The 23,647-nt window shown below is 71.2% G+C and carries 18 protein-coding genes and 2 pseudogenes; 7 read left to right on the forward strand and 13 right to left on the reverse strand.

What is annotated here, in order from left to right:
• Positions 1-249 precede the first annotated feature (249 nt).
• Both IE263_RS23240 and IE263_RS49765 read left to right on the forward strand, forming a co-directional pair.
• Positions 250-3,621 carry a S8 family serine peptidase gene (locus tag IE263_RS23240; protein ID WP_189939663.1) on the forward strand — a complete coding sequence of 1,124 codons (3,372 nt, stop codon included), beginning with the start codon at positions 250-252 and terminating at the stop codon, positions 3,619-3,621.
• A 134-nt stretch (positions 3,622-3,755) separates the two neighbouring features.
• Positions 3,756-4,151, forward strand: a complete 396-nt coding sequence (locus tag IE263_RS49765; protein ID WP_189939664.1) for an XdhC family protein — start codon at positions 3,756-3,758, stop codon at positions 4,149-4,151.
• A 184-nt stretch (positions 4,152-4,335) separates the two neighbouring features.
• Here the strand turns inward: IE263_RS49765 and IE263_RS23250 are convergent, their stop codons facing one another.
• Complete coding sequence (locus IE263_RS23250) at positions 4,336-4,686, reverse strand: winged helix-turn-helix transcriptional regulator (protein ID WP_229911119.1); 351 nt, start codon at positions 4,684-4,686, stop codon at positions 4,336-4,338.
• Positions 4,687-4,750: 64 nt separating this feature from the next.
• Between IE263_RS23250 and IE263_RS23255 the strand changes: the two genes are divergently transcribed.
• The 3 genes from IE263_RS23255 to IE263_RS23265 all read left to right on the forward strand — a co-directional run bounded on the left by IE263_RS23255 (position 4,751) and on the right by IE263_RS23265 (position 7,705).
• On the forward strand, positions 4,751-5,656 hold the full coding sequence (locus tag IE263_RS23255; RefSeq protein WP_189939665.1) for an LLM class flavin-dependent oxidoreductase: 906 nt from the start codon (positions 4,751-4,753) through the stop codon (positions 5,654-5,656).
• Entirely contained in the window at positions 5,653-6,963 is a 1,311-nt protein-coding gene (locus IE263_RS23260; RefSeq protein WP_189939666.1) for an FAD-binding oxidoreductase, read from the forward strand. The genes IE263_RS23255 and IE263_RS23260 overlap by 4 nt, the downstream gene beginning before the upstream one ends.
• A gap of 91 nt (positions 6,964-7,054) precedes the next feature.
• Entirely contained in the window at positions 7,055-7,705 is a 651-nt protein-coding gene (locus IE263_RS23265) for an FMN-dependent NADH-azoreductase (protein WP_189939667.1), read from the forward strand.
• A 639-nt stretch (positions 7,706-8,344) separates the two neighbouring features.
• Here IE263_RS23265 and IE263_RS23275 read toward each other — a convergent pair.
• From IE263_RS23275 to IE263_RS23295, 5 genes and pseudogenes are all read right to left on the reverse strand, one after another.
• The gene (locus tag IE263_RS23275; protein WP_189939668.1) at positions 8,345-9,043 is read right to left on the reverse strand and encodes a TetR/AcrR family transcriptional regulator; all 699 of its coding nucleotides are present in this window, start codon (positions 9,041-9,043) and stop codon (positions 8,345-8,347) included.
• Positions 9,044-9,219: 176 nt separating this feature from the next.
• A pseudogene (locus IE263_RS23280) lies at positions 9,220-9,384 on the reverse strand (VOC family protein); the annotation flags it as partial.
• Between the two features lie 10 nt (positions 9,385-9,394).
• Positions 9,395-9,570: pseudogene (locus tag IE263_RS23285) on the reverse strand (4-hydroxy-2-oxovalerate aldolase); the annotation flags it as partial.
• A 355-nt stretch (positions 9,571-9,925) separates the two neighbouring features.
• On the reverse strand, positions 9,926-10,324 hold the full coding sequence (locus IE263_RS23290) for a winged helix-turn-helix transcriptional regulator (RefSeq protein ID WP_189939669.1): 399 nt from the start codon (positions 10,322-10,324) through the stop codon (positions 9,926-9,928).
• A gap of 79 nt (positions 10,325-10,403) precedes the next feature.
• Positions 10,404-11,210, reverse strand: a complete 807-nt coding sequence (locus tag IE263_RS23295) for a VOC family protein (RefSeq protein ID WP_189939670.1) — start codon at positions 11,208-11,210, stop codon at positions 10,404-10,406.
• 169 nt (positions 11,211-11,379) lie between these two features.
• Between IE263_RS23295 and IE263_RS23300 the strand changes: the two genes are divergently transcribed.
• Together IE263_RS23300 and IE263_RS23305 are read left to right on the forward strand one after the other, a co-directional pair.
• On the forward strand, positions 11,380-12,213 hold the full coding sequence (locus IE263_RS23300) for a pectate lyase (RefSeq protein ID WP_229911120.1): 834 nt from the start codon (positions 11,380-11,382) through the stop codon (positions 12,211-12,213).
• 211 nt (positions 12,214-12,424) lie between these two features.
• Positions 12,425-13,945, forward strand: a complete 1,521-nt coding sequence (locus IE263_RS23305) for a glycoside hydrolase family 6 protein (protein ID WP_189939671.1) — start codon at positions 12,425-12,427, stop codon at positions 13,943-13,945.
• Between the two features lie 39 nt (positions 13,946-13,984).
• Here the strand turns inward: IE263_RS23305 and IE263_RS23310 are convergent, their stop codons facing one another.
• The 7 genes from IE263_RS23310 to IE263_RS23340 are packed head-to-tail and all read right to left on the reverse strand — an operon-like array spanning position 13,985 to position 23,644.
• Entirely contained in the window at positions 13,985-14,722 is a 738-nt protein-coding gene (locus IE263_RS23310) for a hypothetical protein (protein ID WP_189939672.1), read from the reverse strand.
• Positions 14,723-14,731: 9 nt separating this feature from the next.
• On the reverse strand, positions 14,732-16,468 hold the full coding sequence (locus IE263_RS23315; RefSeq protein ID WP_189939673.1) for a hypothetical protein: 1,737 nt from the start codon (positions 16,466-16,468) through the stop codon (positions 14,732-14,734).
• Positions 16,465-17,283, reverse strand: coding sequence for an SIR2 family protein (locus IE263_RS23320; protein WP_189939674.1), 819 nt, complete (start codon positions 17,281-17,283; stop codon positions 16,465-16,467). The genes IE263_RS23315 and IE263_RS23320 overlap by 4 nt, the downstream gene beginning before the upstream one ends.
• Complete coding sequence (locus IE263_RS23325) at positions 17,280-18,968, reverse strand: AAA family ATPase (RefSeq protein ID WP_189939675.1); 1,689 nt, start codon at positions 18,966-18,968, stop codon at positions 17,280-17,282. The genes IE263_RS23320 and IE263_RS23325 overlap by 4 nt, the downstream gene beginning before the upstream one ends.
• A 2-nt stretch (positions 18,969-18,970) precedes the next feature.
• Positions 18,971-21,595 carry a hypothetical protein gene (locus IE263_RS23330; RefSeq protein WP_189939676.1) on the reverse strand — a complete coding sequence of 875 codons (2,625 nt, stop codon included), beginning with the start codon at positions 21,593-21,595 and terminating at the stop codon, positions 18,971-18,973.
• Positions 21,596-21,647: 52 nt separating this feature from the next.
• The gene (locus IE263_RS23335) at positions 21,648-23,315 is read right to left on the reverse strand and encodes a M67 family metallopeptidase (RefSeq protein WP_189939677.1); all 1,668 of its coding nucleotides are present in this window, start codon (positions 23,313-23,315) and stop codon (positions 21,648-21,650) included.
• A complete protein-coding gene (locus IE263_RS23340) occupies positions 23,312-23,644 on the reverse strand; it encodes an EsaB/YukD family protein (protein ID WP_189939678.1) in 333 nt (110 codons plus the stop codon). The genes IE263_RS23335 and IE263_RS23340 overlap by 4 nt, the downstream gene beginning before the upstream one ends.
• Positions 23,645-23,647: the final 3 nt, after the last annotated feature.

Below are 23,647 nucleotides of genomic sequence, written 5' to 3' on the forward strand. Positions count from 1 at the left end.
GGCGCACTGGTCGGGTTGCCGGCGGGGGTGTACCCATCGCTGCGGGCTTCCCGGACGGAACCTGTCGAGGCGTTGCGCGCCCCGTCCTGAAGGTCGGGTCTCTCAGGGGCCGTCGGGCTCGCACGCACGGCGCCCCGCCCCGCGGACCGCCGCGTCGCGTTATACGACCGCGATCTTCCGCTCAAGAAATCAAAACATCGCCGGACCAGTCTTCGTATCCCACCAACGAGAAAGACATGGACAACTCTTATGCGCAGAACCAGCGGATACCCGGCGGGTGCCATCGCCTTCGCCGTGGCGCTCACCTCAGGATTAGCCGGCGGAGCCGCCGCAGCACCGCCGGGCGGTGAGCAAGGCTCCGGCCGGGGCTCCGGCGCGCAGGCGACCACCGTGACGCTGATCACCGGTGACAAGGTGTCGATCGCCGAGGACGGTTCGGTCGCCGGGATCGAGCGGGCCGAAGGGCGCGAGAACGGCTCGTTCTCGGTCCGGCAGATCGACGGGCACCGCTACGTGATACCGGGCGACGCGGCCCCGGCGGTGGCCCAGGGCAAGCTCGACCGGCGTCTGTTCGACGTGACGCAGCTCGTCGCGGACGGGTATGACGACGCGAGCCGGTCCGATCTGCCGCTGATCGTCACTTACGCCGGGGACGAGACGCCCGCCGCGAGTGCCTTCAGCGGGGCGCGGGCCCGGGTCGGCAAGGAGCTGCCCAGCATCAACGGCTTGGCACTGCGGGCCGACAAGCACGGTGGCTCCGCGTTCTGGGACGCCTTCACCGACGGCGGTGACGGCGGGCAGGGCACGGCGCGGCTGTCCGCCTCGGCGGCGACGAAGAGCGTGAAGAAGATCTGGCTGGACGGCAAACGCCGGGCGAGCCTGGACAGGAGCGTGCCGCAGATCGGTGCGCCGACGGCGTGGAACGCCGGCTTCGACGGCAAGGGCGTCAAGGTCGCGGTGCTGGACACCGGCGTGGACCAGGCCCACCCCGACCTGGCGGGCCGGGAGATCGCCGAGCGGAACTTCTCCGCCTCCGAGGACAGCGTCGACCGGTTCGGACACGGCACCCACGTGGCCTCCACCGTGGCCGGTACGGGCGCCAAGTCGGACGGCAGGTTCAAGGGGGTCGCGTCCGGCGCGCGGATCCTGGACGGCAAGGTCCTCGACGACGGCGGCTCCGGCGAGGAGTCCGGCGTCATCGCCGGCATGGAATGGGCGGTGGCCGAGGGCGCCCGGGTCGTCAACATGAGCCTGGGCGGGCCCGACACCCCTGGCGTCGACCCGTTGGAGGAGGCGGTCAACCGCCTCTCGGCCGAGTCGGGCGCACTGTTCGTCATCGCCGCCGGCAACGAGGGGCGCCAGGGCGAGAGCACCGTCGGATCGCCGGGCAGCGCCGACTCCGCGCTGACGGTCGGCGCGGTCGACAAGGCCGACGAGCTCACCGACTTCTCCAGCCGGGGCCCGCGCGTCGGTGACGGCGGGGTCAAGCCGGACCTGACCGCGCCGGGCGCGGAGATCACCGCCGCGGCCTCCACCGCGAGCGACATCGAATCGCAGTACCCCTCGGGAACGGCCGGTTACGCCACCCTGGACGGCACCTCCATGGCGACTCCGCATGTCGCGGGCGCGGCCGCCATCCTGGCCCAGCAGCATCCGGACTGGAGCGGTGAGCGCATCAAGGCGGCGCTGACCGGCTCCGCGAAGCCGGGCCCGTACAGCGCGTACCAGCAGGGCGCCGGCCGCACCGACGTCGCGCGGGCGATGGAGCAGACCGTCGTCGTCGAGCAGGGCCCGCTCGACTTCGGCCTGCAGCAGTGGCCGCACAGCGACGACCGGCCGGTGACGAAGGAGATCACCTACCGCAACCTCGGCTCGGAGCCGGTCGTGCTCGACCTGTCCGCCGAGGCCGTCGGGGTGGACGGCAAGCCGGCCGCCGAGGGCATGTTCACGGTGGCGGAGCGGCGGCTGACCGTCCCTGCGGGCGGTGTAGCGAGCACCACGGTGACCGCCGACACCCGCGTCGGCGAGAGGGACGGCTCGTTCGGCGGCGCGGTGACCGCGGTCTCGTCCGACGGCCGGATCTCGGTGCGCACCGCCCTGGGCGTGGAGCGCGAGGTCGAGTCGTACAGCCTGACCGTCAAGCACATCGGCGACGACGGCCGGCCGGCCACGGGCGGCTGGACGGCGGTCGACGGCCGGGACAGCGACCACTACGCGGAGCTGGCCGACGACGAGGACGGCGAGGTCACGGTGCGCCTGCCCAAGGGCGGTTACGGACTCACCGGGATCATCGGCGGCGACGACGAGAACGGTGCCCCCGGCTCCGTGCTGCTGGCGCCCGCGATCCGGCTGACCGAGGACACCACGGTCGTCATCGACGCCCGCCGGGCCGAGCCCACCCGCGTCACCGTCCCCGACCCGGCGGCCGTGAACACCTACGCCCATCTGGTCCCCGGCTTCACCCGCTCCGACGGGAGAGTCATCCCGCAGTTCCTCTTCGACTTCCCCGGGTTCGACAGCTTCAAGGTCGGACACGTCGGCCCCGAGGCCGCGGCGGACGAGGCGTACGCCCAGTACGCCGGCTTCTTCAAGAGCCGGACCGACGGCGAGCCTCCCGTGAACTACCGCCTGGCGTGGAACCGCACGGGCGATCTGGGCGGCTTCACCGCCGACGTCAAGCGCAAGGATCTCGCCGAGGTCGACCTCTCGGTCGGCAAGCCCGGCGCGGACACCACCGCGCGGATCGGCGCGGGGCCCAAGCCCCCGCTCAACGGCCCGGCGATCGACTTCAGCACCCCCACCTCCCTCGAACTGCCGCTGCGGACCACCGAATACGTCCTCGGCAACGGGGTCCGGTGGCTGTACTCCGTGCACGCGGATCAGTCGGGGAGCACCCTTCTGGGCGGGTTCAAGGCGTACGAGGCGGGCCGGCGCCACACCGAGCGGTTCAACGCCGGTGTCTTCGGTCCGGCGCTGCCGAAGGGCGAGGACATGCCGCAGTGGGGCAGCCCCGGCGCCGCGCGCAGCGGGAACGTGATGCGCACCTACCTGCCGGTGTTCGGCGACGGCGCCGGACACGTCGGTGTCAGCCCGGTCACCGGCGAGGAGACCTCCCTCCACGCCGACGGCAAGGAGATCGCCGCCGACGGGCACGATGGGAAGGGCGCCGTCCAGTACACCCTCCCCGAGCAGGCCGGCCGGTACGAGCTGAACGTCGACGTCTCACGGGACCCCGAGCTGTTCCCCGTCAGCACCCGCGTACGGGCACAGTGGACGTTCCGGTCGGCGCGCACGTCCGAGGACAGCTGGACCCGGCTGCCGCTCTCCGCGGTCCGCTTCTCGCCCGAGCTGTCGCCGACCGGCACGGCGAAGGCGGGTGAACGGTTCAGGGTTCCCTTCATGGTGGAGGGTGCGGCCACGGCCCGAGCCGTCAAGAAGCTGTCGTTCGAGGTGTCGTACGACGACGGCAGGACCTGGACCGCGGCCAAGGCGGTCGGCGGCACGCATCTGACGCTCGACCACCCGGCGCAGCCCGGCACCGTCTCGCTGCGGGCCAAGCTGACCGATCAGGACGGCAACACACTGGTTCAGACGATCGACCGCGCCTACCTCACCGAGTAGGCCTACTTGCGGGGCGTACCCCTGGGCGCTTGCGTCCCGAGGTGCGCCCCCATCGGTCGGTCTTCATCGCTTCCGCTCCGGAGTGGGCGGGTTGACCCGGGAGCAGGCGTGGAACCGCCGGCGCAGGGGCCGGCGTGGTCGATCCGCACCACCGCGTCGAGTCGAACTCGACGACCCGCGCATGGTCCGCGGCGCGCTCACGGAGGGCGGTTGCGCTGGCTCGTGTGGCCGACGGGCCGGTCGAACTGCTGGGGCGCGGGCCGGCGGTCCGCTCCGATGGCGCGTACGAGGGCACGCTCGGCGGCCCGGCCCAGCTGAATCGCACCGCAGCGGCCGAGGCCGGGGTGATGCTGGAACCGGGGCGCACCGGAACAGTCGTGATCGGCGAGACGGGACCCCACTGCGGTCGCCCGCTGACCCTGCTGCTGTCCAGGGCCCCAGATACCGCGGCTGATCCTGCCCGGCTCGGGCCGCGCGCCTACGCCTCGCACGCTCGCCGTGTCTACGGCACCGCGCCGGACACGTTCTGACACGGCTTCAGGGCATCAGTCCGCCTCTGACGGGCGGCGGTGGACCTCACCTCCGGACACGGGGCGGGTCCACCGAATCCCACCCCGGAGACGCTGCGCTCGCAGCGCCATGCGACAGCCGCAGGATGAGACGCATCACCGCGTAGGCCTCGACGGGGCACACTTTCCCGCACATGTCAGGACGCTACGCCGACGGGACCCGCCGCCCCGCTCCCCTGGGGCCCGTGCGTCGCATGCTCCACTGCGCGAGCGGCAACAGGGCGTCCACCAGCGCCTGGCCGTCCGGGGCCAGCTGATAGCGGATCTGTACGGGCGTAGTGGGGATGACGGTGCGCTCGATGAGGCCCGCCGCCTCGAGTTCCTTCAGACGCTGCGAGAGCAGCCGGTCGGAGATGCCGTCGATCATCGTCCGGTACTCGCCGAAGCGCCGGGCGCCCTGGGCGGCGGCCTGCAGTACCGAACCCGTCCAGCGGCGTCCGACCATTTCGAGGGTGTCCTCGAAGCTCGGGCAGGTGTCGTCATGAATGGAGTTCACTTACAAAAGATTAGCACCTTACCCATCGTTTTGGCAGCGGGCCGGTCCGGCCCACTCTGGACTCATGACCGACTACGGACGCCAGCTCTCCTTCGGAGTGAGCCTCGACCCCTCCGCCGGGACATGGGCACTGACCCGGCGCCTCGCGCGCACGGCGGAGGACTCGGGCCTGGACCACCTCGCCGTCCAGGACCACCCGTACCAGCCCGGACACCTCGACGCCTGGACCCTGATCACGCACCTGTCGGCGGTCACCGACCGCATCTCCTTCCTCACCGGCGTCGCCGACCTGCAGCTGCGTCCGCCGGTGATGCTCGCCAAGGCCGCCGCGTCGCTGAGCGTGCTCACCGACGGACGGATCCAGCTCGGCGTCGGCGGGGGCGGCATCCCCGACGCCATCGCCTCGATGGGCGGGCCGGCGCGACGCGGCCAGGACATGGTGGCGTTCACCGAGGAGTCCCTGGGGCTGCTGCGCACGGCCCTGGCCGGAGGCGTCGTACAGCTGCACAGCCCGTACCACGCCATCGACGGCTACCGCGCCGGGCCCGTGCCCCCGAAACCCGTCGAGCTCTGGCTCGGCGCCCAGAAGCCCAAGATGCTCGCCGTCACCGGCCGGTCGGCCGACGGCTGGATCGCTCCGCTGAACCTCTACCTCCCGCCACGGGAGGTGCCCTCGCGTCAGCGGATCATCGACGAGGCGGCCACCGGCGCGGGCCGCGACCCGAGCACACTGCGGCGCGTCTACAACGTGATCGGCGTGATCGGCGACCACGGCCACGGGAGCGGTCCCGGGCTCGTCGGCGATGTGCGGCGGTGGGTGGACACCCTCACCATGTGGGCCGTGGAACTCGGCTTCGACACCTTCGTCTTCTGGCCCGCCAGCGACCCCGAGCGGCAGCTCGCGCTCTTCGCCGGCGAGGTCGTGCCCGCGGTCCGCGAGCGCGTCGACACCCTCCGGAGCGGACGATGAACGCCACCCTCTCCACCGTGCCGGCCGAACTCGCGGGCAAGATGGTCACGCCCGACGACCCGCGCTACCGGCTGCTCCGCTCCACCTACACCACCGTCGGCCGCCCAGCCGCCGTGGTCCTGCCCGAGTCCGCGGGCGACGTCGCGGCGGCGCTGCGGCTCGCACGGGAGACAGGGCTTCGGGTGGCCGTCCGCAGCGGCGGGCACGGCCTGTCCGGCAGCGGCACCAACCACGGCGGACTCGTCATCGACCTGAGCGCGCTGCACCGCATCGACGTCCTCGACCGCGGCTCCCGGCTGGTCCGCGTCGAGGCGGGCGCCCGCTGGGCCCAGGTCGCCCAGGCACTCGCCCCGCACGGGCTCGCCATCAGCTCGGGCGACCACGGCAACGTCGGCGTCGGCGGCATCGCCACCGGCGGCGGCGTCGGATGGCTCGTACGGCAGTACGGGCTCACCATCGACCACATCCGTGCCGTCGAGGTCGTCCTGCCCGACGGAACGGTCGTACGCGCCGATGCCGAAGCCGAGCCCGACCTGCTGTGGGTGATGCGCGGGGCCGGCGCGGGCGCCGGGATCGCGGTGGCCTTCGAGATCGAGGCCATGGAGCTTCGTGACGTCGGCCACGCACAGCTGGTCGTCACGGTGGACCCGGGCGGGGAGACGCTGCGGCGCTGGGCCGACGTGATGGCGCGGGCGCCGCGCGAGCTGTCGACGGCGGTGATGCTCTCCTCGCGGGGCGCCACCACCGCGGCGCATATCACCGCGGTCGTGGCCTCGGACAGGCCCTCCGTCATCCGCGACGCCGTCGAACCTCTCCTCGGCATCGGCGACGTGATGGCGCAGCAGGCCCACGTCGTCCCCTACACCGAGCTGGTCCCACCACACCACCTGCACTCCAACTCCGGGCAGATGCCCGCCAGCACGACCAACGGACTGCTCACCGACATGACCCCGGACGCCGCCCGCGCACTGGTCACCGCGTCGGCCGCCCCAGACCCGGTCCTGATCCAGCTGCGTTCACTCGGCGGCGCGGTCCACGACCCCGCCCCCTCGGCCACCGCGTTCGCCCACCGCCACCAGAACACCCTCGTCATCGCCACGGCGTTCCCCCCGGACGCCCCCGCCGCACTGGCCGCCGCCTGGCGCCCCCTGGCCCCGCACACCGACGGCGCCTACGTGAACTTCGAGAGCGCCCCCGACGAGACGACGTTCGCCCGCGCCTACCCAGGACCGACCCGCACCCGCGTCACCGACCTGTGGAAGCGCTACGACCCCGACGGCGTCCTGCGCAATCGGCCACCGGCCTGAACGCCGGCCGCCTCGACCTCACCGACCACGAGCCCGCGGCACCCGCCGCGAGCGCCCGCCCTCTCATCTCACCCAGTACTGGAGACACTCCATGGCCACGTTGCTGCACATCGACTCCTCCGTGTTCCCGGGCGGCGCCTCCGCCTCCCGCGCCGTGACGGAGACCTTCCGCAAGACCTGGGAGGAGCAGCACCCGCAGAGCACGGTGATCTACCGCGACCTCTCCGCCGACCCCGTCCCGCACATCACCGCCCACGCCCACACCGCCGGGTTCGCCGCCCCGGACGCCCACACGCCCGAGCAGGCCGCCGCCTTCGCCCAGCGCATAAAGCTGATCGAGGAGTTGGAGCAGGCAGACGCGGTGCTGATCGGCGCCCCGATGTACAACTACACGATCCCCTCGACCCTCAAGGCATGGCTGGACAACGTCATCCTCTTCGGCCGCACCTCGGGCGAGAACCCCTCCGCCAAGGGCACCCCGGTCACCGTCGTCGCCAGCCGCGGCGGCTCCTACGCGCCCGGCACCCCGAAGGAGCCCTACGAGTACGTACAGAACTACCTGACGGCGACCCTCGCCGGCATGCTCGCCCTCGACCTCGACTTCATCGTCCCGGAACTCACCATGGCCCCGCACATCCCGGCCATGACCGAACTCGTGCCGCTCTTCGAAACCTCCCGCGAACGCGCCTTCCAGGAGGCGACCGCCAAGGCCAAGGCCCTCGCCGAACGCCTCGCCGCGTAAGCCGGCCTCGAACGAGAACGCCGTGTGCGCCCCTGCCCCACCGGTGACCGCGCACGGCGTTCTCCCTGCCTCTTCGCGCCCGCGCCCAGTTCACGGCGCAGGCTGCGGCCTCTGTTCCATGGCCCCTGGGGCGCCGGCCCGATGATCACCCCGTCGCGGACATCGCGAAAGCTCACAAACGAGCGTTCCGGCAATACATCGCCGACCTGACAGCCGCTGCGGAGGCGCCCAGCTGGCTCGCTGACCACCTCGTCCTCCTCGCCGAGGGCGCAATGACCACAGCCGGCATCTCCGGCTCCCCCGAGCCCACCCGTCAGGCGAAGGACGCCGCGCGCGTACTGCTGCGGGCCGCTCGCGCGGAGACCGGCATCCCCGCCTGAGCTTCCGGGCCCCCTGGTGCGGACGCCGGTCGCGGGATGTGTTCGAGCTGGTCGCGAGAGGTGATACCCCGCTTGGCGAAGGCCCAGCAGCACGAAGGGACACCGCCCGGCCTCTGTGTCGCGGACGCCCACGGGGTCAACGCTCGACTCGCCAACCATCCTGAAACGCCTTCCCGTCGGGCCTGACCGCGAGGTGTGGGAGCAGCATCGGTCATGGGTCGGCCTGGCGAGGAACCGGAGCGGCGGACAGGCTCCGGGACTACGCCGAAGGCGCCGTCCGATCCTGGTCGGGGGTACGGTAGGCGCCCTCCGCCCCCGCCCGGCCGTCCGTCGCTCCGGCGGAGCGGCGGAACACCCCGTACCAGTAACCCGCTGCCAGCTCACGCGCGACCGCGGCGTCGTCCCGGTCGCTGCCGGACACCTGCTGGGCGATGACCTGACCGCCTCCCTGGACGATGATCCTGGCGGCGAGCTCCGGGTCGATGTCCGCGGGTGTCCGGCCGGCCCGCTGCTCCTCCTTCAGCACAGTCACCAGGTTGTCGATGAAGCGGTCCTGGTCCGCCGTCCATGCCTCCCGGACCGCCGGGTCGTACGCGGCGACTTCGTTGATCGCCGAGAGCAGCGCCGCGTGCTCGCGGTAGTGCCGCAGGATGAGCTCGTAGGTACGGGCCAGGCCCTCGAGCCCGCCGTCGGGGCCGCAGGGCCGCCAGGCCTCGGCGATAGCGAAGCTCTCCTTCTTGAGGGAGCCGCTCAGCCGCAACAGCACATCCACCTTGTCCCGGAAGTACAGATAGAACGTGGACCGCGAGATGCCCGCAGCGTGGGCGATCTGCTCCACGCTCAGCTCGGTATAGGTCACACCGCCGCGCAACAGCTCCTCGATCACGGACAGGATCCGCTTTTCGAGTGCGGCCCGTCGGTCGGCCGCGCTGGAGCGTCGTCGAGTGGTGGAAGGCATGGGCTCATCCTAAGGAACCGCCGGGGCGCCGAAGGGCCCGGATCCTTGCACGCACGCGTCGAGGCGGTCACCTCCGACTGCGGCGGACGCCTCCCAGGCGGGCGTAGCAGGCGATGAGGTCGGGGGCTTCCACAACCATCGCACGGTCCGGAGCCGGACCGGACTCGAGGACCGGGTCAGCGCCGCGGCGCAGGCGCTCGGTCGTTGGGGATGCCCGCGCCGCTGAGGGCCGGGACGGTCTTCTCGGGGTGGACGAGGGAGCGGGCACCGAGCCGGAACTGGTCGAGTCTGTCGGTGATCGTCCGGCCGACCGGCTTGTGGCCCCAGATGCTGATGCCCTGCCCAGCACAGGTCCACTCGGACCTCGCGGTCCTGCAGCGGTCGTACGAGATCGTCGGCGGCGCGTCAGGAGCGGGGAACAGGTCGCAGCCGTGCTGCCGGCCCATGAGGTCGGCGACCGCGACGAACGCCTCCAGTGGGCAGTTCCCGGCGCCCGCGCCCTGCCGGGCGAGGGAGCCATGAGTTCGAGCGCCCGACCATGCGCGTCCGGAGCGTCCTCGGCCCCGACTACCTGGCCGAAAAGCTGGCCCTCGGCATCGGCGCGGCCACTCTAGGGGGCCGGCAGGACGACGATGTCCACGACCTGTACGACTGGCTCCGCGAAGGCGTGAACCACTGCGCTGACTCCGGCACGGTGCGCGGAAAGCACCGTACGGGCTTCCTGTTGTTCGAGATGACCTGCGCCGTGGTCAGCCGCACCAAGGTCATCACCGAGGTCCGCACCACCCTTACGGAGACCGCTTCGGACGGCACACCACTGGACGCCGACGGCAGGAACCAGGTGCTGTCGGTGGAGAACCCACCGGAGCCCCGGCGTGCGGGTCACGCCTTCGCCGCGTCGTACTCCTCGCGTGCCTTGCGGACCGCCGCCATCCGCTGCGCCACCCACAGCGAGAGAGCACGGACCTGTTCGGCGGCCTCCCGGCCGAGGTCGGTGAGGGAGTAGTCCACGCGGGGCGGGATCACGGGCTTGGCGTCGCGGTGGACCAGGCCGTCGCGTTCCAGGGTCTGCAGGGTCTGGGCCAGCATCTTCTCGCTGACCGTGCCGATCTCCCGGCGCAGTTCGCTGAAGCGGTACGAGCGGTCCAGAAGCGCGATGAGCACCAGGGCGCCCCAGCGGCTGGTGACGTGCTCCAGGACCAGGCGCTCGGGGCACATCGTGTCGGTGTCGGCGCTGCGCACGCGGCCCGCGAGCGTGGTGTCCGTGTCCCTTACTCCCATGCCAGTACCTTACTGCCAAGGAAGCACTTTCGGAGAGTTAGTACACCTCAGAGTTAGTGCAGCTCAGAGTTAGTGCAGCTCAGCTCCGGGCCGGGGTGAGCAGCACGAAGTCCGCGTTCGACGGGTCGAGGCAGACGGCCATCCGGCCGACGCCCTCCGCGTCCTCCGGGCCCATCTGCACACTGCCGCCGTTCCCGGTGACCTCGGCGACCGCGGCGTCGCAGTCGGTGACGTTGAAGACCGGATGCCAGTACGGCCGCCCGTTCGCCAGGGCGAGGTCCTCCTTGCCGACCTCCATGAGGCCGCCCTGCATGCGCTCCTCGGGAAGCCCGGCGGGGGTGATGAGGCTGTACGTGCCCCCGCCGCCCGGGAGCTCCATGTCGCTGAACTGCCAGCCGAAGACACCGCCGTAGAACTCCTTCGCGGCCGCGACGTCGCTCGTGTACAGCTCGGTCCAGGACAGCGAGCCCGGCTCGTCCACCAGCTCGACGCCCGTGTCCGTCCCCGGCTGCCAGACGGCGAACTGGCCCCCCAGCGGGTCGTTGTACTGCGCCATCCGGCCCCATTCGCCGAGGTCTCTCGGCGCCACCCGCACCGTGCCGCCCGCGCGCTCCACGGCCTGCGTCGTGGCGTCCGCGTCGGTGACGCTGTAGTAGATCATCCAGGCCGAGCGCGCGCCCTCCTCGGTGAGCCTGCCGAGCCCGGCGACGGTCTTGCCGTCCTTCCGGAACATCCCGCCTTCCACGTCCTGGGCTTCCTCCGCCTCGCCCATGGGCTCGTACTCCCAGCCGAGCACCGCACCGTAGAAGGCCGCGGCGGCCCGGACGTCGGGGGCACCGAGGTCGAGCCAGCAGGGGGAGCCGGGAGTGAGGTCAGTGGTGATCACGGCGCGTCCCTTCGCAGGTCCTGTTGACATCAGCGTGACACCCGCCACTGACAAGCGCGCGCCGGGACGGGGCCGGCGCGGGGCTGAACACCGATCACGTCGGTGACGTACGTACAGGCACCATCCCGTAGCTCGCGAGGTGATCACACTGTCACGACGCCCTCATCCCGTGCCCGGCCACCGCAGGCGCCGCGGCAGGACCGCGCTCGTCGCCGCCATCGCCGCCGGCGGGCTCGCCGCGGCTGTCGCGGGCGGCGTCGCCCTGGCGACGGACGCGCCCGCCACAGAGAGCGGCCGACCGGACACGGCCAGGGTGCTGGCCGCACCGGAGGCCGCCGGTGAGGAGCAGATCGCCGAGACCCGGCAGATCAGCGGGACGTTCGACGGCGAGAACAAGCGGTTCACCGGGGCGGGCGCGCTCGGCGGAGACGGCCAGGAGGAGGGGCAGGACCCGATCTTCGAGCTGGCCGACGGGGCCGTCCTGAAGAACGTCATCCTCGGCGCTCCGGCCGCCGACGGCATCCACTGCCTGGGCAGCTGCACGCTGGAGAACGTCTTCTGGGAGGACGTCGGCGAGGATGCCGCCACCTTCCTCGGCACGTCCGAGAACGCCACCTATGTGGTGAGCGGCGGCGGAGCCACCAAGGCCGAGGACAAGGTGTTCCAGTTCAACGGGGCCGGCACGCTGACCGTGCGTGACTTCGAGGTGTCCGACTTCGGCAAGCTCGTCCGCTCCTGCGGCAACTGCAGCGAACAGGTCCAGCGCGACGTCGTCCTGGAGAACATCACGGTCACCGCACCCGGTGACGAACTGGTCGGCATCAACAGCAACTTCGGGGACACCGCCCGGCTGTCCGGCATCACGATCGTGGGCGACCCCGACCGGGAGATCGTGCCCTGCCAGAAGTTCGAGGGCGTCACCGACGGCGAACCGGAGGAGCTCGACTCGGAGGCCGACGGCGTGAACTGCGTCTTCCAGGAGTCCGACATCACGTTCCGCTGACGGGAGGCGGCGGCGTGAGCAGGCGCCGTGAGCGGAATGTGTCACACCTCATATCGGCGGTCCTTCCGGGCACTTGATCACGTCCGCCCCCTGTCACGAGAGTGGGACCCGTGGGCTCGATGATGACCAAGTCCACGGGGGGATCGGCGAGTTCCCTCCGCCGTGTTCGGCCAGCCCGGTGCGCGAGCCGACGGAACGAGGATGTCTGACGATGCGTGTCATACCACGGCGGTTGTCGGCTGCCGCCGCCCCAGTCCTGGCCGCCGCTCTGCTGGGGGCCGCTGTCCCCCTGGCGGGTCCGGCGCCGACGGCCCAGGCCGCCCCGGCCGCGGATCCCGCCCTCTACGGCGAGTTGGCGAAGAACGGGACCTTCGCGTCCGGCACCACCGACTGGTGGAACTCCACGAACACGTCCATGACCGGCGCCGACGGAGCGTTGCGGGCCTCCGTCGGCGCCGGGACGGTGAATCCGTGGGACGCGGTGATCGGGCAGGACGGCATCGAGCTGCGCGAGGGGGTGGCGTACACCCTGTCCTTCGACGCCAGGTCCTCGGTGGCGGCGAACATCCGGGCAACGGTTCAGATGGGGGCCAACCCGTTCACCGCACCGTTGGACAGGACCATCGCCCTGGGGACCGCCTCCCAGCACTTCAGCTGGACGTTCACCTCCACCGTGGGGACCACGGGGCAGATCACCTTCCAGCTCGGCGGTCAACGGGCCGCGACCGACGTCGTGTTCGACAACGTCTCGCTCACCACCTCCACCGCGCGCGAGGGCTTCTACAACGACCCGAAGAACAACGCGGCGACCTGGGTGAAGGACTACCCGGACGACCCCCGCAACGCGAAGATCAAGTCGGCCATCGCCGACCACAACACGGTGAAGTGGTACGGCGACTGGGACGCCGACGGCGACAGCGCGACCGACATCGAGGCCGAGGTCAGCAACTACGTCGGCGCGGCCGCCGCACAGGGCCGGCTGCCCGTGCTGGTCGCCTACAACATTCCCGGCCGTGACTGCGGCGGAGCCTCCTCGGGCGGCGCCGGCTCGCCGGAGCAGTACAAGGCTTGGATCGAGAAGTTCGCCCGGGGCATCGACAGCCGCCCGGCGATCGTGGTCCTGGAGCCCGACGCGGTGGCCCAGGCCGCCGACGACGCCTGTATGAAGGGCGGCGCGGAGGCACGTTTCGACATGCTCTGGTTCGCCAACCAGCGCCTGAAGGAACAGGGCGAGTTCGTGCGGACCTATCTGGACGCGGGCAACGCCACCTGGACGCTCGGGGACGCCGGCACCGGCGCCCAGGGGATCGGTCTGCCGAAGATGGCCGAGCTGCTCAACCGCTCCGGAGCCTCGCTCGCCGGCGGTGTCTCGGTCAACGTCTCCAACTTCGACTCCACCGAGGTCTCCAACGACTACGGCCGCCGTCTGGCCGCGCAGCTCCAGGCCGACTACGGCGTCACCGTGCGGTGGGTGGTGGACACCGCCCGCAACGGCAACGGCGGTTACGTGGTCCCCGGTGTGCCGAGCAGCGGCCATGTCGGCTTCTGCAACCCGGCCGGGCGCAAGCTCGGGGTGACCTCCCGGGCCGGCGAGGGCGGCGCCGAGTACCTGCTGTGGATCAAGAACCCCGGTGACTCGGACGGCGACGACCCGTCCAAGTGCCCGGTGGGCTCCCCGCGGGCCGGGCAGTTCTCTCCGGAGCTGGCGGAGGCGTTGATCGACGGCCGCTGAGCGGGACGAGGACGTGTGACGCCGGGCCCGGGCCCGGCGTCACACCGAGAGGTTGTCCTCGTTGACGACCGCTTCCTGGGTGATCGGCTGCATGGAGTTGAAGGCGTGACGCCTGGTCTCGGGAGACAGGCTGTCGTCGCGGTAGACCTCCACCAGCTCGTCCTGGAGGGCCGGCCGGAGCGCGGGTTCGCGGGCCAGTCGTACTCCCAGGTTGACCAGGATCTCCTGCTCCGACCGCAGGAGCCCGCTGATGAACTGCACGCCGTCGTGCCGGTTGCGGACCCGGTCGACGATCGTGGTCAGCCAGTAGTGGTACATGTCGGCGACCTTGTCGAGCAGCAGATCCTGCTCCTTGTACTGCCGGTTGTCGAAATCCGCCACCTCCCGCAGGGCCGAGGCCGCATCCAGGAAGGACTGCCACGTCAGGAGCTCGACCACGCCGTCCTGGAGGTCGGTGGACTCGCACTTCCTGGACGGCTCGGGCGCGACGGACGCCGTCGCGTCGCGGCGCGCCTCCTGGGTTCGTTCCTCATGGTTGCGCTGGATGCGTGACAGCCTGTCGCGCACGCTCACGATGTCGCCGGACATCTCGTAGGTCAGCTTGAAGCGTCTGTCCTGCAGGTTCGCGAGCAGTTCGACGGTCGGTCCGCCGCTGTGGATCCGGTCGGTGGGCGTGAGGTTGACGGACAGCCAGCTGTCCTTGGTCCTGAGGCTCAGCTCGGGATACGGCACGCTCTTCTTCCGGTGCTCCCGTTCTTCGATCGGACGATCGTGCATCGCTGTCTCCTACGGCCGCGGGGTGGCGGGCCCGAGATCGAAGTCAGGTGGGTCGTCGTCGGAGGATTCGTCGCCCTCGGGTGGGTCGTCCTCTTCTCGACGATGCACAGGTCCGAGGTCGAAGTCCAGTGGAACCTCGGCATCGGTCATGCGGTTTCCCGCTTCGTCCCAGAGCCGCTGGAGATCGGCGATGGTCAACAGGGGCTGATGATCGGAATCCGCTTCTTCGGGGGCCCGGGCGGCGATCTCCGACACGATCAGTCTTCGCCACAGGTCCAGGGTGTCGTGCAGCCAGTCCAGGGGTGACGAGCTGTCAGCCCTGCACTGGTCGATCATCCTCTCCGCGAGATCCATCACCTCGACCGTTTTGAGCTGCGCCAGGGGCGGCCCGGCCGTCGTGTCCACATACTTGACGACGGTCTTCTGGTCCAAATGGCTGTCGGCGAATACGGACATGATGCAGGTTTGGCCGTCCGGAGGCAGGGCGATCTGAAGTTCGCCCGCGGCCTGTGCCGGAAGGAGCAGCACGATGCGCGACGCGGGGTCGCACCGTTCGTTCTTCGGCCCCTTGCCGTGGCCGTTCCAGCGCTGGGCGTACGACAGCAGACTGCTCAGCCACGTCCGGTCGGCCGTTCCGTCGCCGTTGAGCTGACCGATGAACCAGATGTTGTCGTCGAGCCCCGACAGGGTGGTGGCCAGTCGGCCCAGGACCCTGATGTCGCTGTCGGTGCGCACGAAGACGTCACGGCCGCGCCCGCTCAGTTCGGCCGTGAGCCACTCGAAGCAGCGCCGCCGGGTCAGTTCGCCGTCGACCCCGATGTAACTGATCCGGTACTGCTGGACGTTGGCGACCAGGTCGGCGAGGAGTTCGTCGGAGAGCAGCGGACGCGGGGCCGTGGTCGGCACGGCCGCCAGGACCGGCTCGGCCGAGGGCTGCCGGGGAGCGGTCGGAATCGGGTCCTTCTCGTTGTCGAAGAGCTCGTCGGCGAGCCGGTGGAGTATGTCGGTGGTCGCCATGTCGAGCGAGCCGTCGCACACCACGGTGTCGTAGTTGGTGGTGATCCTGATGGCCGTCTCCGTGGTGTCGTACCAGCCCAGGACCTTGAGGGTCTCATTGGTGTTCAAGAAGATCGAGTCGAGCTGGTGGTTGAGGTTGCACCATCCCCAGCAGTACACGGCGTCGAACTCGTCCAGGAAGGACTTGAGAGCTTCGAGCATCTCGCCGACGTGCTTGGCGCCGTTCCCGCGGACGTCCGGCACACAGCCGTAGAGCAGGAACTCCCCGGCGTTGATGAAAAGGGGCTCGGGCCCCTTGGCCTTGGCCGGCAGGACGTTGGGCAGGTTCTCGCTGCACTCGTACTTCGCCATCTTCACGCCGAGTTCGCCCAGGCCCCGGTGGAACGTGCCCGCGTTGTCCGTGGCGACGATCGAATGGACGTATCCGTCCCGGACCAGCCGTGCGATGCACCACAGGGCCTCGGCGTCCGGCTCCCCGTCCGGCGACGAGGTGTGCTTCACCATCCACTGGCTTCGGTGACTCTCGTCCGGCAGCACGCTGCGCCAGGCCCGGTCGACCTTGCGGTACACCCGAAGCAGCAGGTCGTTCTTGAAGACCTGGGGTCGCGCATGGTTGAGGAGAGCTGCGCCTCCGTCGTATCCGACGATGAGCGCCGTCTTCCAGGTGTTGCGCTGCTCGTTGTGCAGCTTCATGATCGAGCCGAGCTGGCCCACGTCCATGTCGCTCATGGCATGAGTCCCTCCTCCAACGCGGCGACGAACCCGCCGAAGGAGCCGAGGTCGCCGTCGACGAACCACGCCGACTTCGGGTTCCTGGCCGACATGAGCGACAGCACCATGGGCGCGTCCGGGAACTGCAGGTTGGCGTACACCATGTAGGACCCTTTGCGGCTGAACGCCTCCAGGACGTTGAGGTGGAAGAAGGAGTAGCCGCACACCACGGCGGGCTGTCCGGACCAGGTCTCCACGGCCTTGCGGATGGCCTCCGGGTACCGGGTGATCTCGGTGCTGGTCATGTAGTTGATGCCCCACCGGTGGTCGCCGTGAAGTTTCACGATCCGCAGGCGCGGACCGTGCCGCGGGGAGATCCGGCGGGCGACGACGTCCGGCAGCAGCTCCGGTACCAGGACCACCTCGTAGTCCACGCGCTCGCGCAGCCCGGCCGCCTGGAAGGCCTGTTCCAGCAGGTCGTCGATGTTGAAGGTGAAGACCACGTCGGCGTATCCGGCCCGCATCAGCCGGGTGAGGCCGTGATAGGGCGAGTCGGGGCGCAGGGGCCTGGTGATGTGCGGGGCGAGGAAGTCGGCCCGGTCCGCTCCGAGGTTGTCGCAGAAGACGTCGAACCGGTACTGGGGGCTGCCCCAGGTGCCCCGATCGTCGGGCATGGCCAGGCGCAGCAGTTCCGCGTTGAGGGGAACGCCGTCGTGGGCCGAGCAGCCGGCGCCCAGCCAGAACACCGGCTTGCCCTCGCGGGGCTGGTCGGAGCGGGCCGACTTCATGTGATCGACGAGGAAGCCGACCGTGTCCTGTGCACTCACTGTCATCTCCGCATTTCCCGCATGAGGCTGAGGTCGAAGTGGGGCTGTTCGGTCCAGGCGTCCTCCGGTACGAACCGCCAGGCGGGCGTCCCCGAGCCCGTGTCCTGCACCAGCGCGTCGAAGTCGGCGACGAACGGGCCGTACGTCCGCTCGACCTGCTCCGCCATGGCGTCGAGATGGTTGCTGCGCAGCGCGGCGACCGACTGGCGCACCCACTCCTGGACGTGCATGGGCTGGCTGTACGCGCGCAGCACCCGCACCAGGGATTCCTGGGTGAGCCGCTGTTCGCGGTCGCCCTGGCCCAGCAGTTCCTGGGAGGCACGGTTGACCACCTGCTGGATGTCCCCGGGGGTCAGTCCGTGCGACCGTTCCGCCAGGAGCTTCAGGTCGACCGACTCGGGCCGCACCCGGGCGCTGAGCCGGTTGAGGTAGAGCTCGAAGACCTGGGAGCGCACCTCGGGGCCGGGCAGTTCCACCGGCAGCTTCTGGTCGAAGCGGCGCAGCATCGCCGGGTCGATGCCCCAGATGCGGTTGGTGCAGCCGAAGAAGAGGACCGCGGCACCGGACTCGCGGAGCCGGTCGACCTCCTGGATCCAGTGCGCCGCCAGATGGATGCGCCAGTCCTGGCTGTCCTCGCGGGACATGCCGATGGCGTCCACCTCGTCGGCGAAGAGAATGGCCGGCTGGACGTCGATGACCTGGTCGATCAGGTTCGTCAGGGCCTTCTGGTCGTCGCCGACGTACCGGTTGAGGACCTCGTTGAGGCGGATCCGGACGATGGGCAGGTCCAGCTGGTGCCGGGCCCGGTACTCCCCGGCGAGGGCGCGGATGATGTGCGTCTTGCCGCACCCCGACGGGCCGAACATCAGCAGGGACTGGGTCGGTGACTGCCCGTACTCCGCGAGCCTGCGGCGCAGGGCCTCGATGTCGGGTGAGGCGAAGTAGGTCTCGAACAGCTGCTTGACGGTGCTGGTGAAGCTGCCCGGATGGTCCAGGCCGCCCACCGCGGCGAAGGTCGGTTCGGAGGTGACGGGCTTCGGCGCGGCGGAACCCGTCGGCGTGTTCCCGGCGTTGCCCTCGGCGGCCATGGGGTGGTCCGGCGCGAGCCGGGCGATGGTGTCGACGTCCGTCCGGTAGTCCTGGAGATGCCCCGCCGCGCGGTGGCAGTGGGCCCGGGTGGCGATCACCTCGGCCAGCAACTCGTCGGCGCGCTTCGGCGGCAGGGGCGCGGCCTGCACCAGCCGTACCAGCCGCTCGCAGCTTTCGAGCGCGGTTCCGGTCTCGGTCTCGGCCTCCAGATCGTCCAGCAGGATCGCCAGTTCCTCGCAGATCACCTGCTCGACGGCGGCGGGCCTGCTGCTGCGGCCGAGGGCGTGCAGGAAGTGCTCGAGAGCCTGTTCGTGGTTCTCGCGTCGTGCCGCGATCTCCCCGCGCAACGCGGTGGCGTCCGCCCCGGCTCCGAATTCCTCCACGGCGCGTGCGAGATCGTCCTCCGCGAGGTCCAGCCGGGGATCGGCCCCGCCCGCCGCGGACCTCATGGTGACCCAGGCACGGGCGTAGTACGCCTCCCAGCGGTCGGCGCCGGCCTCGACGGCCTTGTCGAAGAGCGCCCGCGCGTCCTCGAACCGCTCCTCCCGCAGTGCCTCGACGCCCTGCTCGTAGTGGATCCTCCAGTCGTGCGAGTGCGGCATGGTCATCCCTCCCTTCCGATCGCGGTACGGGGCCACAGCACCAGCCGTGCGGAGCGGACGGCTCCCGGGCCGGCGCACTGTACGAGGCTCGCGTCGGCGTCCTCCGCGTCCGCCGCGGGCGGCAGCCGGACACCGGCCCCCACCTCGAACGCCGTACGCAGCTCGGCGTTCCGGTCGACGGACTCGCCCACCAGGAACGTGCCGTAGCGCGCCGCCGTCCGCAGGTCGACGGGTGAGACGGAGGTGCCGGCGACGACCAGGCCGTGATCGTGTGCGGCCCCGTCGGCGAACCAGTCGAGGAGCCGGGCCGGTACGGTCGCCGGGCTCCCGGACACCAGCACGCACACCGGCCGCCAGTCGTGCGGGCGGACCATCCGTCGTTCCTCCCAGGCCGAGGTGAGCGCGGCACGGGCGGCGTAGTCGGTGTCGACGTCGGGCGGCTGGTCGAACCAGGAGCCGGTGTCCGGGTTCTCCTCGGGTGCGGCGGTCGTGGCGTCCGCCGGTCCGGGGGTGGTGGGGGAGGCGTCGCCGGACGTGTCGGTCCCGGTCTCGGCCGTCTCGGGGGTCTCGGCGGTCTCGGCGGTCTCGGCGGTCTCGGCGGTCTCGCCGGGGGTGTCGCGCGGCCGTGCCTTGAGCTCGAAACCCTCCGGCCAGATGTCCGTCGTGGCGGCCGCAGCGCTGTCGCCGCCGCGTACGGCCTCGGCGGTCCGGATCAGGGACCCGGTGACCAGGGTGAGGGCCACGGCTGCGGCCGTCGCGTCGTCCTTGGGCAGCTCCAGGAGTACCGCGGGCGGCGCGGGCGGCACCGGGTGGCGGGGCTCCTGCCAGCTCATCGAGATGGCCTCGCGCAGGGACTCGGCGGCCCTGGTGGTGCGTTCCAGGAGCAGGGCGGTGCGGCGCAGTGCGTCGGGGCCGGAGTAGCTGATGCGTGCCCGTGCCTCGACGGCCCGGGCGGCGAGCCGGCGCAGGGCCTCGCTGCCGCCCTCGGACAGTTCGCCCGCTCCCTCGTCGTAGCAGACCGCGTCGAGCAGTCCGCTCAGGCAGTCGTCGCCGGCCGGGTCGGGGCACGGACCCGTACCGGCGATCAGGCAGTCGAGGACCGCGGCGCGGGTGCCGGGGTGTTTGATCTCGGTCATCCATGAGTGCGTACGCCGCCCCCAGTACCCGCCGTCGGCCAGCCGGTGCCAGCTGCCGGTGACGTCGTGCGCGGGATCCTCCGGGCCGGGGAGCCGGGCCCACAGCACCGGGATGCCGGCGGCCACCAGCTCGGCAGCGAGGTGTCCGGTCATCTGTGGGTCGCCGGCGCTGCCGAGCAGCAGCGCCGGGCTGCCCGGTGTGATCCCCAGGACCTGGTCGCCGCCGTCCGGACCGATACCGACCACGGTCCGCAGCAGTGCGGCGTCCGGGGTGACCGACAGGAGCCGGGCCAGGGCCTCGCGCAGGCCCGGGGACAGGGTCTCCGGCAGGTTCGGTGGCGGGACCTCGGCCGGGTCCGGGGGCAGGTCCTCGGGTGCGGGCCAGGCGTGTCCGCGGGCCGTGCCCGCGGAGGCGCGCGCCTGTCCCCGCAGGGCGCGGACGCCGTTCGGGAGGCAGGCCCGCGGCGGGGCGGCGGTGACCGGCGCCGCCGCGTCCGGGATGTCCGGGACAGCAGGCATCGGGTCGTTCAGGGGCAGGAACCATCCGTTGCGCCGGGCCATGCCTTCGAGCTGACGGCGCAGCGTCCGGTGGCGGCCCCGCATCGGCCCGGCGCACAGGTTCTGCACGTACGGGCCGGTCAGCAGTGCTTCCTGCAGACCCTCGCGCTCCAGCCATTCGGCGAGGGCCGAGCCCCGGACGTGATGGCCCGACAGCGACGGCTCTGCGAGCCGGTCCGCCAGACCCGGCGAGCGGTTCAGATAGGTGTGCGCATACCTGACGTGGGGATCGCCGGGGTTGTCGTCGCCGAACTCCGTGGCGGGCTCACCGTGCAGGGACACCACCAGGCTGAAGCAGGCGTAGGCCGAGACGCGGTCGCCCAGCGCGTGCAGGGCGCGGCCGCAGCGCACCAGGTCCTCGGTGTCGACGTACAGCCAGCGCTCCAGCGGTCTGAGCGCGGACTCGGCGAGCAGGTCCTCCACGATCAGCCAGTACCGGCCCTCGCGATGCCACCTGCGTTTCACGTCCGAGTCGAGGACGAACGGTGAACGGTCCCGTCGGCCGGTCAGCCTTTCCCACTTGGCGTAGGCGCCCTCGGGTTCGGCGGGGTCGGCCGGGTCCTCGGCACCGTCCGTGACCGCCGGGAGCGCCGATCGCGCCGCCGCGTCCGTCTCGCTGAGCCGGCGGACCAGTCCCGGGGCGGCCCGCGTCCCCCGGTTGAGCAGGTGCCGGGCGCGCAAGGTGCAGGAGGTCGCGGTGGCGGCCATGCGCAGGGCGAGCCAGAGCTCCGCGACCCGCGCCCACCACTGCGCGTCCTCGGGTCGCCCCTCGCGCACCACGTCGGCCAGCTCGCGAACGGCGGCGGCGTCGACGGCGCTCCCCGCCCGCGGCGCCTCCCGCGCTTCGGCCAGTCCGTGGGCCGTGGCGAACGCGCGGGCCGCCCGCACCGGATCCCCGTCGAGCAGCCACTCGACCACCGTCGGTTCGCTCATCCGCTCCCCCTCTGTGTCTTCTCCCCCGCCGGCCACGGTCCGCCGTGCCCGCTCAGACCCTGATCCGGTACAGCGACTCGGCGGCCCGGACGTAGACGCGCCCGGTGCGGTCCGCGCACAGTCCCGTGGGCTTGACCGGGTCGGTGCTGTCCGAGTCGAGGAAGTGGCAGAGCAGTCTCAGCGAATCCCTTTCGAAGAGGGCGAGTTGGTGTCCCATGCGGTGTTCGAACAGGACGTGGATGCCCGAATCCCCGCGGCAGGCCTGGACGATCGGTGCATCGTGGAAGGGCTGCGGCAGCTCGCACGTGCTCTGCGCCACCCACGTCCCGGCCTCCCACCGCCAGGTGCTGAGCGAGCCGTTCTGCGACGTGAGCAGGAAGGGCGCCGAGGAGGACTCCGACACCGGCTCCTCCAGGACGAAGTGGTGGTCGGCCGCAGGCAGTCGCCCCGACTCCAGCGGGCTGATGCCTTCGATGCGCTGGGGGTACGGGTAGCGGTACCAGCGGTCGTCGTCGGTGAGGACCCAGATCGCGTCCTGGGCCGCGACGAGCTGCCGGCAGGTGCCTTCGAGCCCTCTCATCACCATGGTGTGGAACTCGTACTGGTAGCCCGCCTCGTCCTGCTTGACGGTCGGTGGCAGCTTGTACAGCCGCTGGTCCTCCGCCGTGAGGTAGAGATCGTCGTCGGGGCCGAAGGAGAGGTTGTTCAGGCGGACGCCCAGGGACACGTGCACCGCCATGCCGCGGGCGATGTCGTAGCGGCGCACCATCTCCTCGTCCGGGTCGAGCATGCAGCAGACGCCGCGCTGGACGGCCATGAGGTCGGTGAAGTCGTCGTCGAGCAGCGATCGTTGCAGGACGTCCCGCAGCGGACGGGTGAGCAGGAGCCGGTCCTTGGCCCGTGCCAGTTCGGCCGCGGCGCTCGTGTCCTCGGCGGCGGCGCTCGCGAGTCCGACGATGAGCTGGAGTTCCGAGCCGCTCCCCAGCAGCCACCGCCGGCCGCCCGACGGCTGCTTCGGCGGCAGCAGGGATCGTCCCAGCGGGCCCCGGGGATCGATGCCGAGGGCCGGGAACAGGCTCAGCGCCCGCAGGGCGGAGGCCTCGGTGGGGTCCTCCGGCATGCCGCAGGCCCGCAACGACCGCCGGTGGTTCTCCAGGACCGCGTGCGGCGGGACGGCCCGGGTCGTGACGCAATACTCGTCGACGGCGCGCAGCCGGCCGTCGGCCCACCGCCAGAAACCCACGGGCACGCCCCACTCCCCGGCTCCCACCACACAGGACACGTACCAGGGGTCGGTGAAGTGGCGCCGGTGGGTGCGCCGGTCGACGGCGGACATGAACGGGGCGCCCGCCACGTGCGAGTGGTACCAGCCGACCACGTACTCGTCGCCGTCCTCCAGGCGGGCGAAGATGGCGTCCATGGAGGTGGCGTCGAAGTCGAAGTGCACCTGGCTCCGGCTCTCGCTGGGCACCGCGAGCGAGTCGGTGATCCGCACCGCGTACTTGTCGTCGGACCGGTAGTGCCGTCCCAGCAGGACGCCTCCGCACTCCTGTTCCGGGTCGAGCGCGGAGTGGCTGCGCAGGGCGGCCAGCACGTGGTCGGCGACCTCCAGCCGGAAACCGTCGGCGCCCAGCGGCAGGTCGGCGATGCTCGGGGGTGTGTCCCTCAGGGAGACCCTCGGCACGGGGTTGATCGAGAAGTCCGGTTCGGCCTCGGTCATGAGCGGACACCGGCCGGTGCTTCCGGCTGCGCGGCGGTGACACCGGCGCGCGCCTCGGCCGACATGATCAGGGTGTGGCCGGCGGCGACCTGGGCGGCGCGGAGGGTCTCGCCCTCCAGCAGGTAGCGGTTTCCCTCCTGCCACCGGAGCCGGTAGGGGATGCGGAGTCCGCTGCTGTCCTGTTCGGTGAACCCCAGGTTCGCGGTGCCGATGAGTTTCTTGATGATGGCCGCGACATTGACGTCCAGGGGCAGGGAGATGTCCCAGGAGCCGGTGCCGAAACTCGCGCGGAGAATGACGGGAATCGTTTCCGGAGCGGGGGTTGTCATGCT

Origin of the sequence: Streptomyces aurantiogriseus (genome assembly GCF_014649375.1) — a bacterium.
GTDB classification, from domain to species: domain Bacteria; phylum Actinomycetota; class Actinomycetes; order Streptomycetales; family Streptomycetaceae; genus Streptomyces; species Streptomyces aurantiogriseus.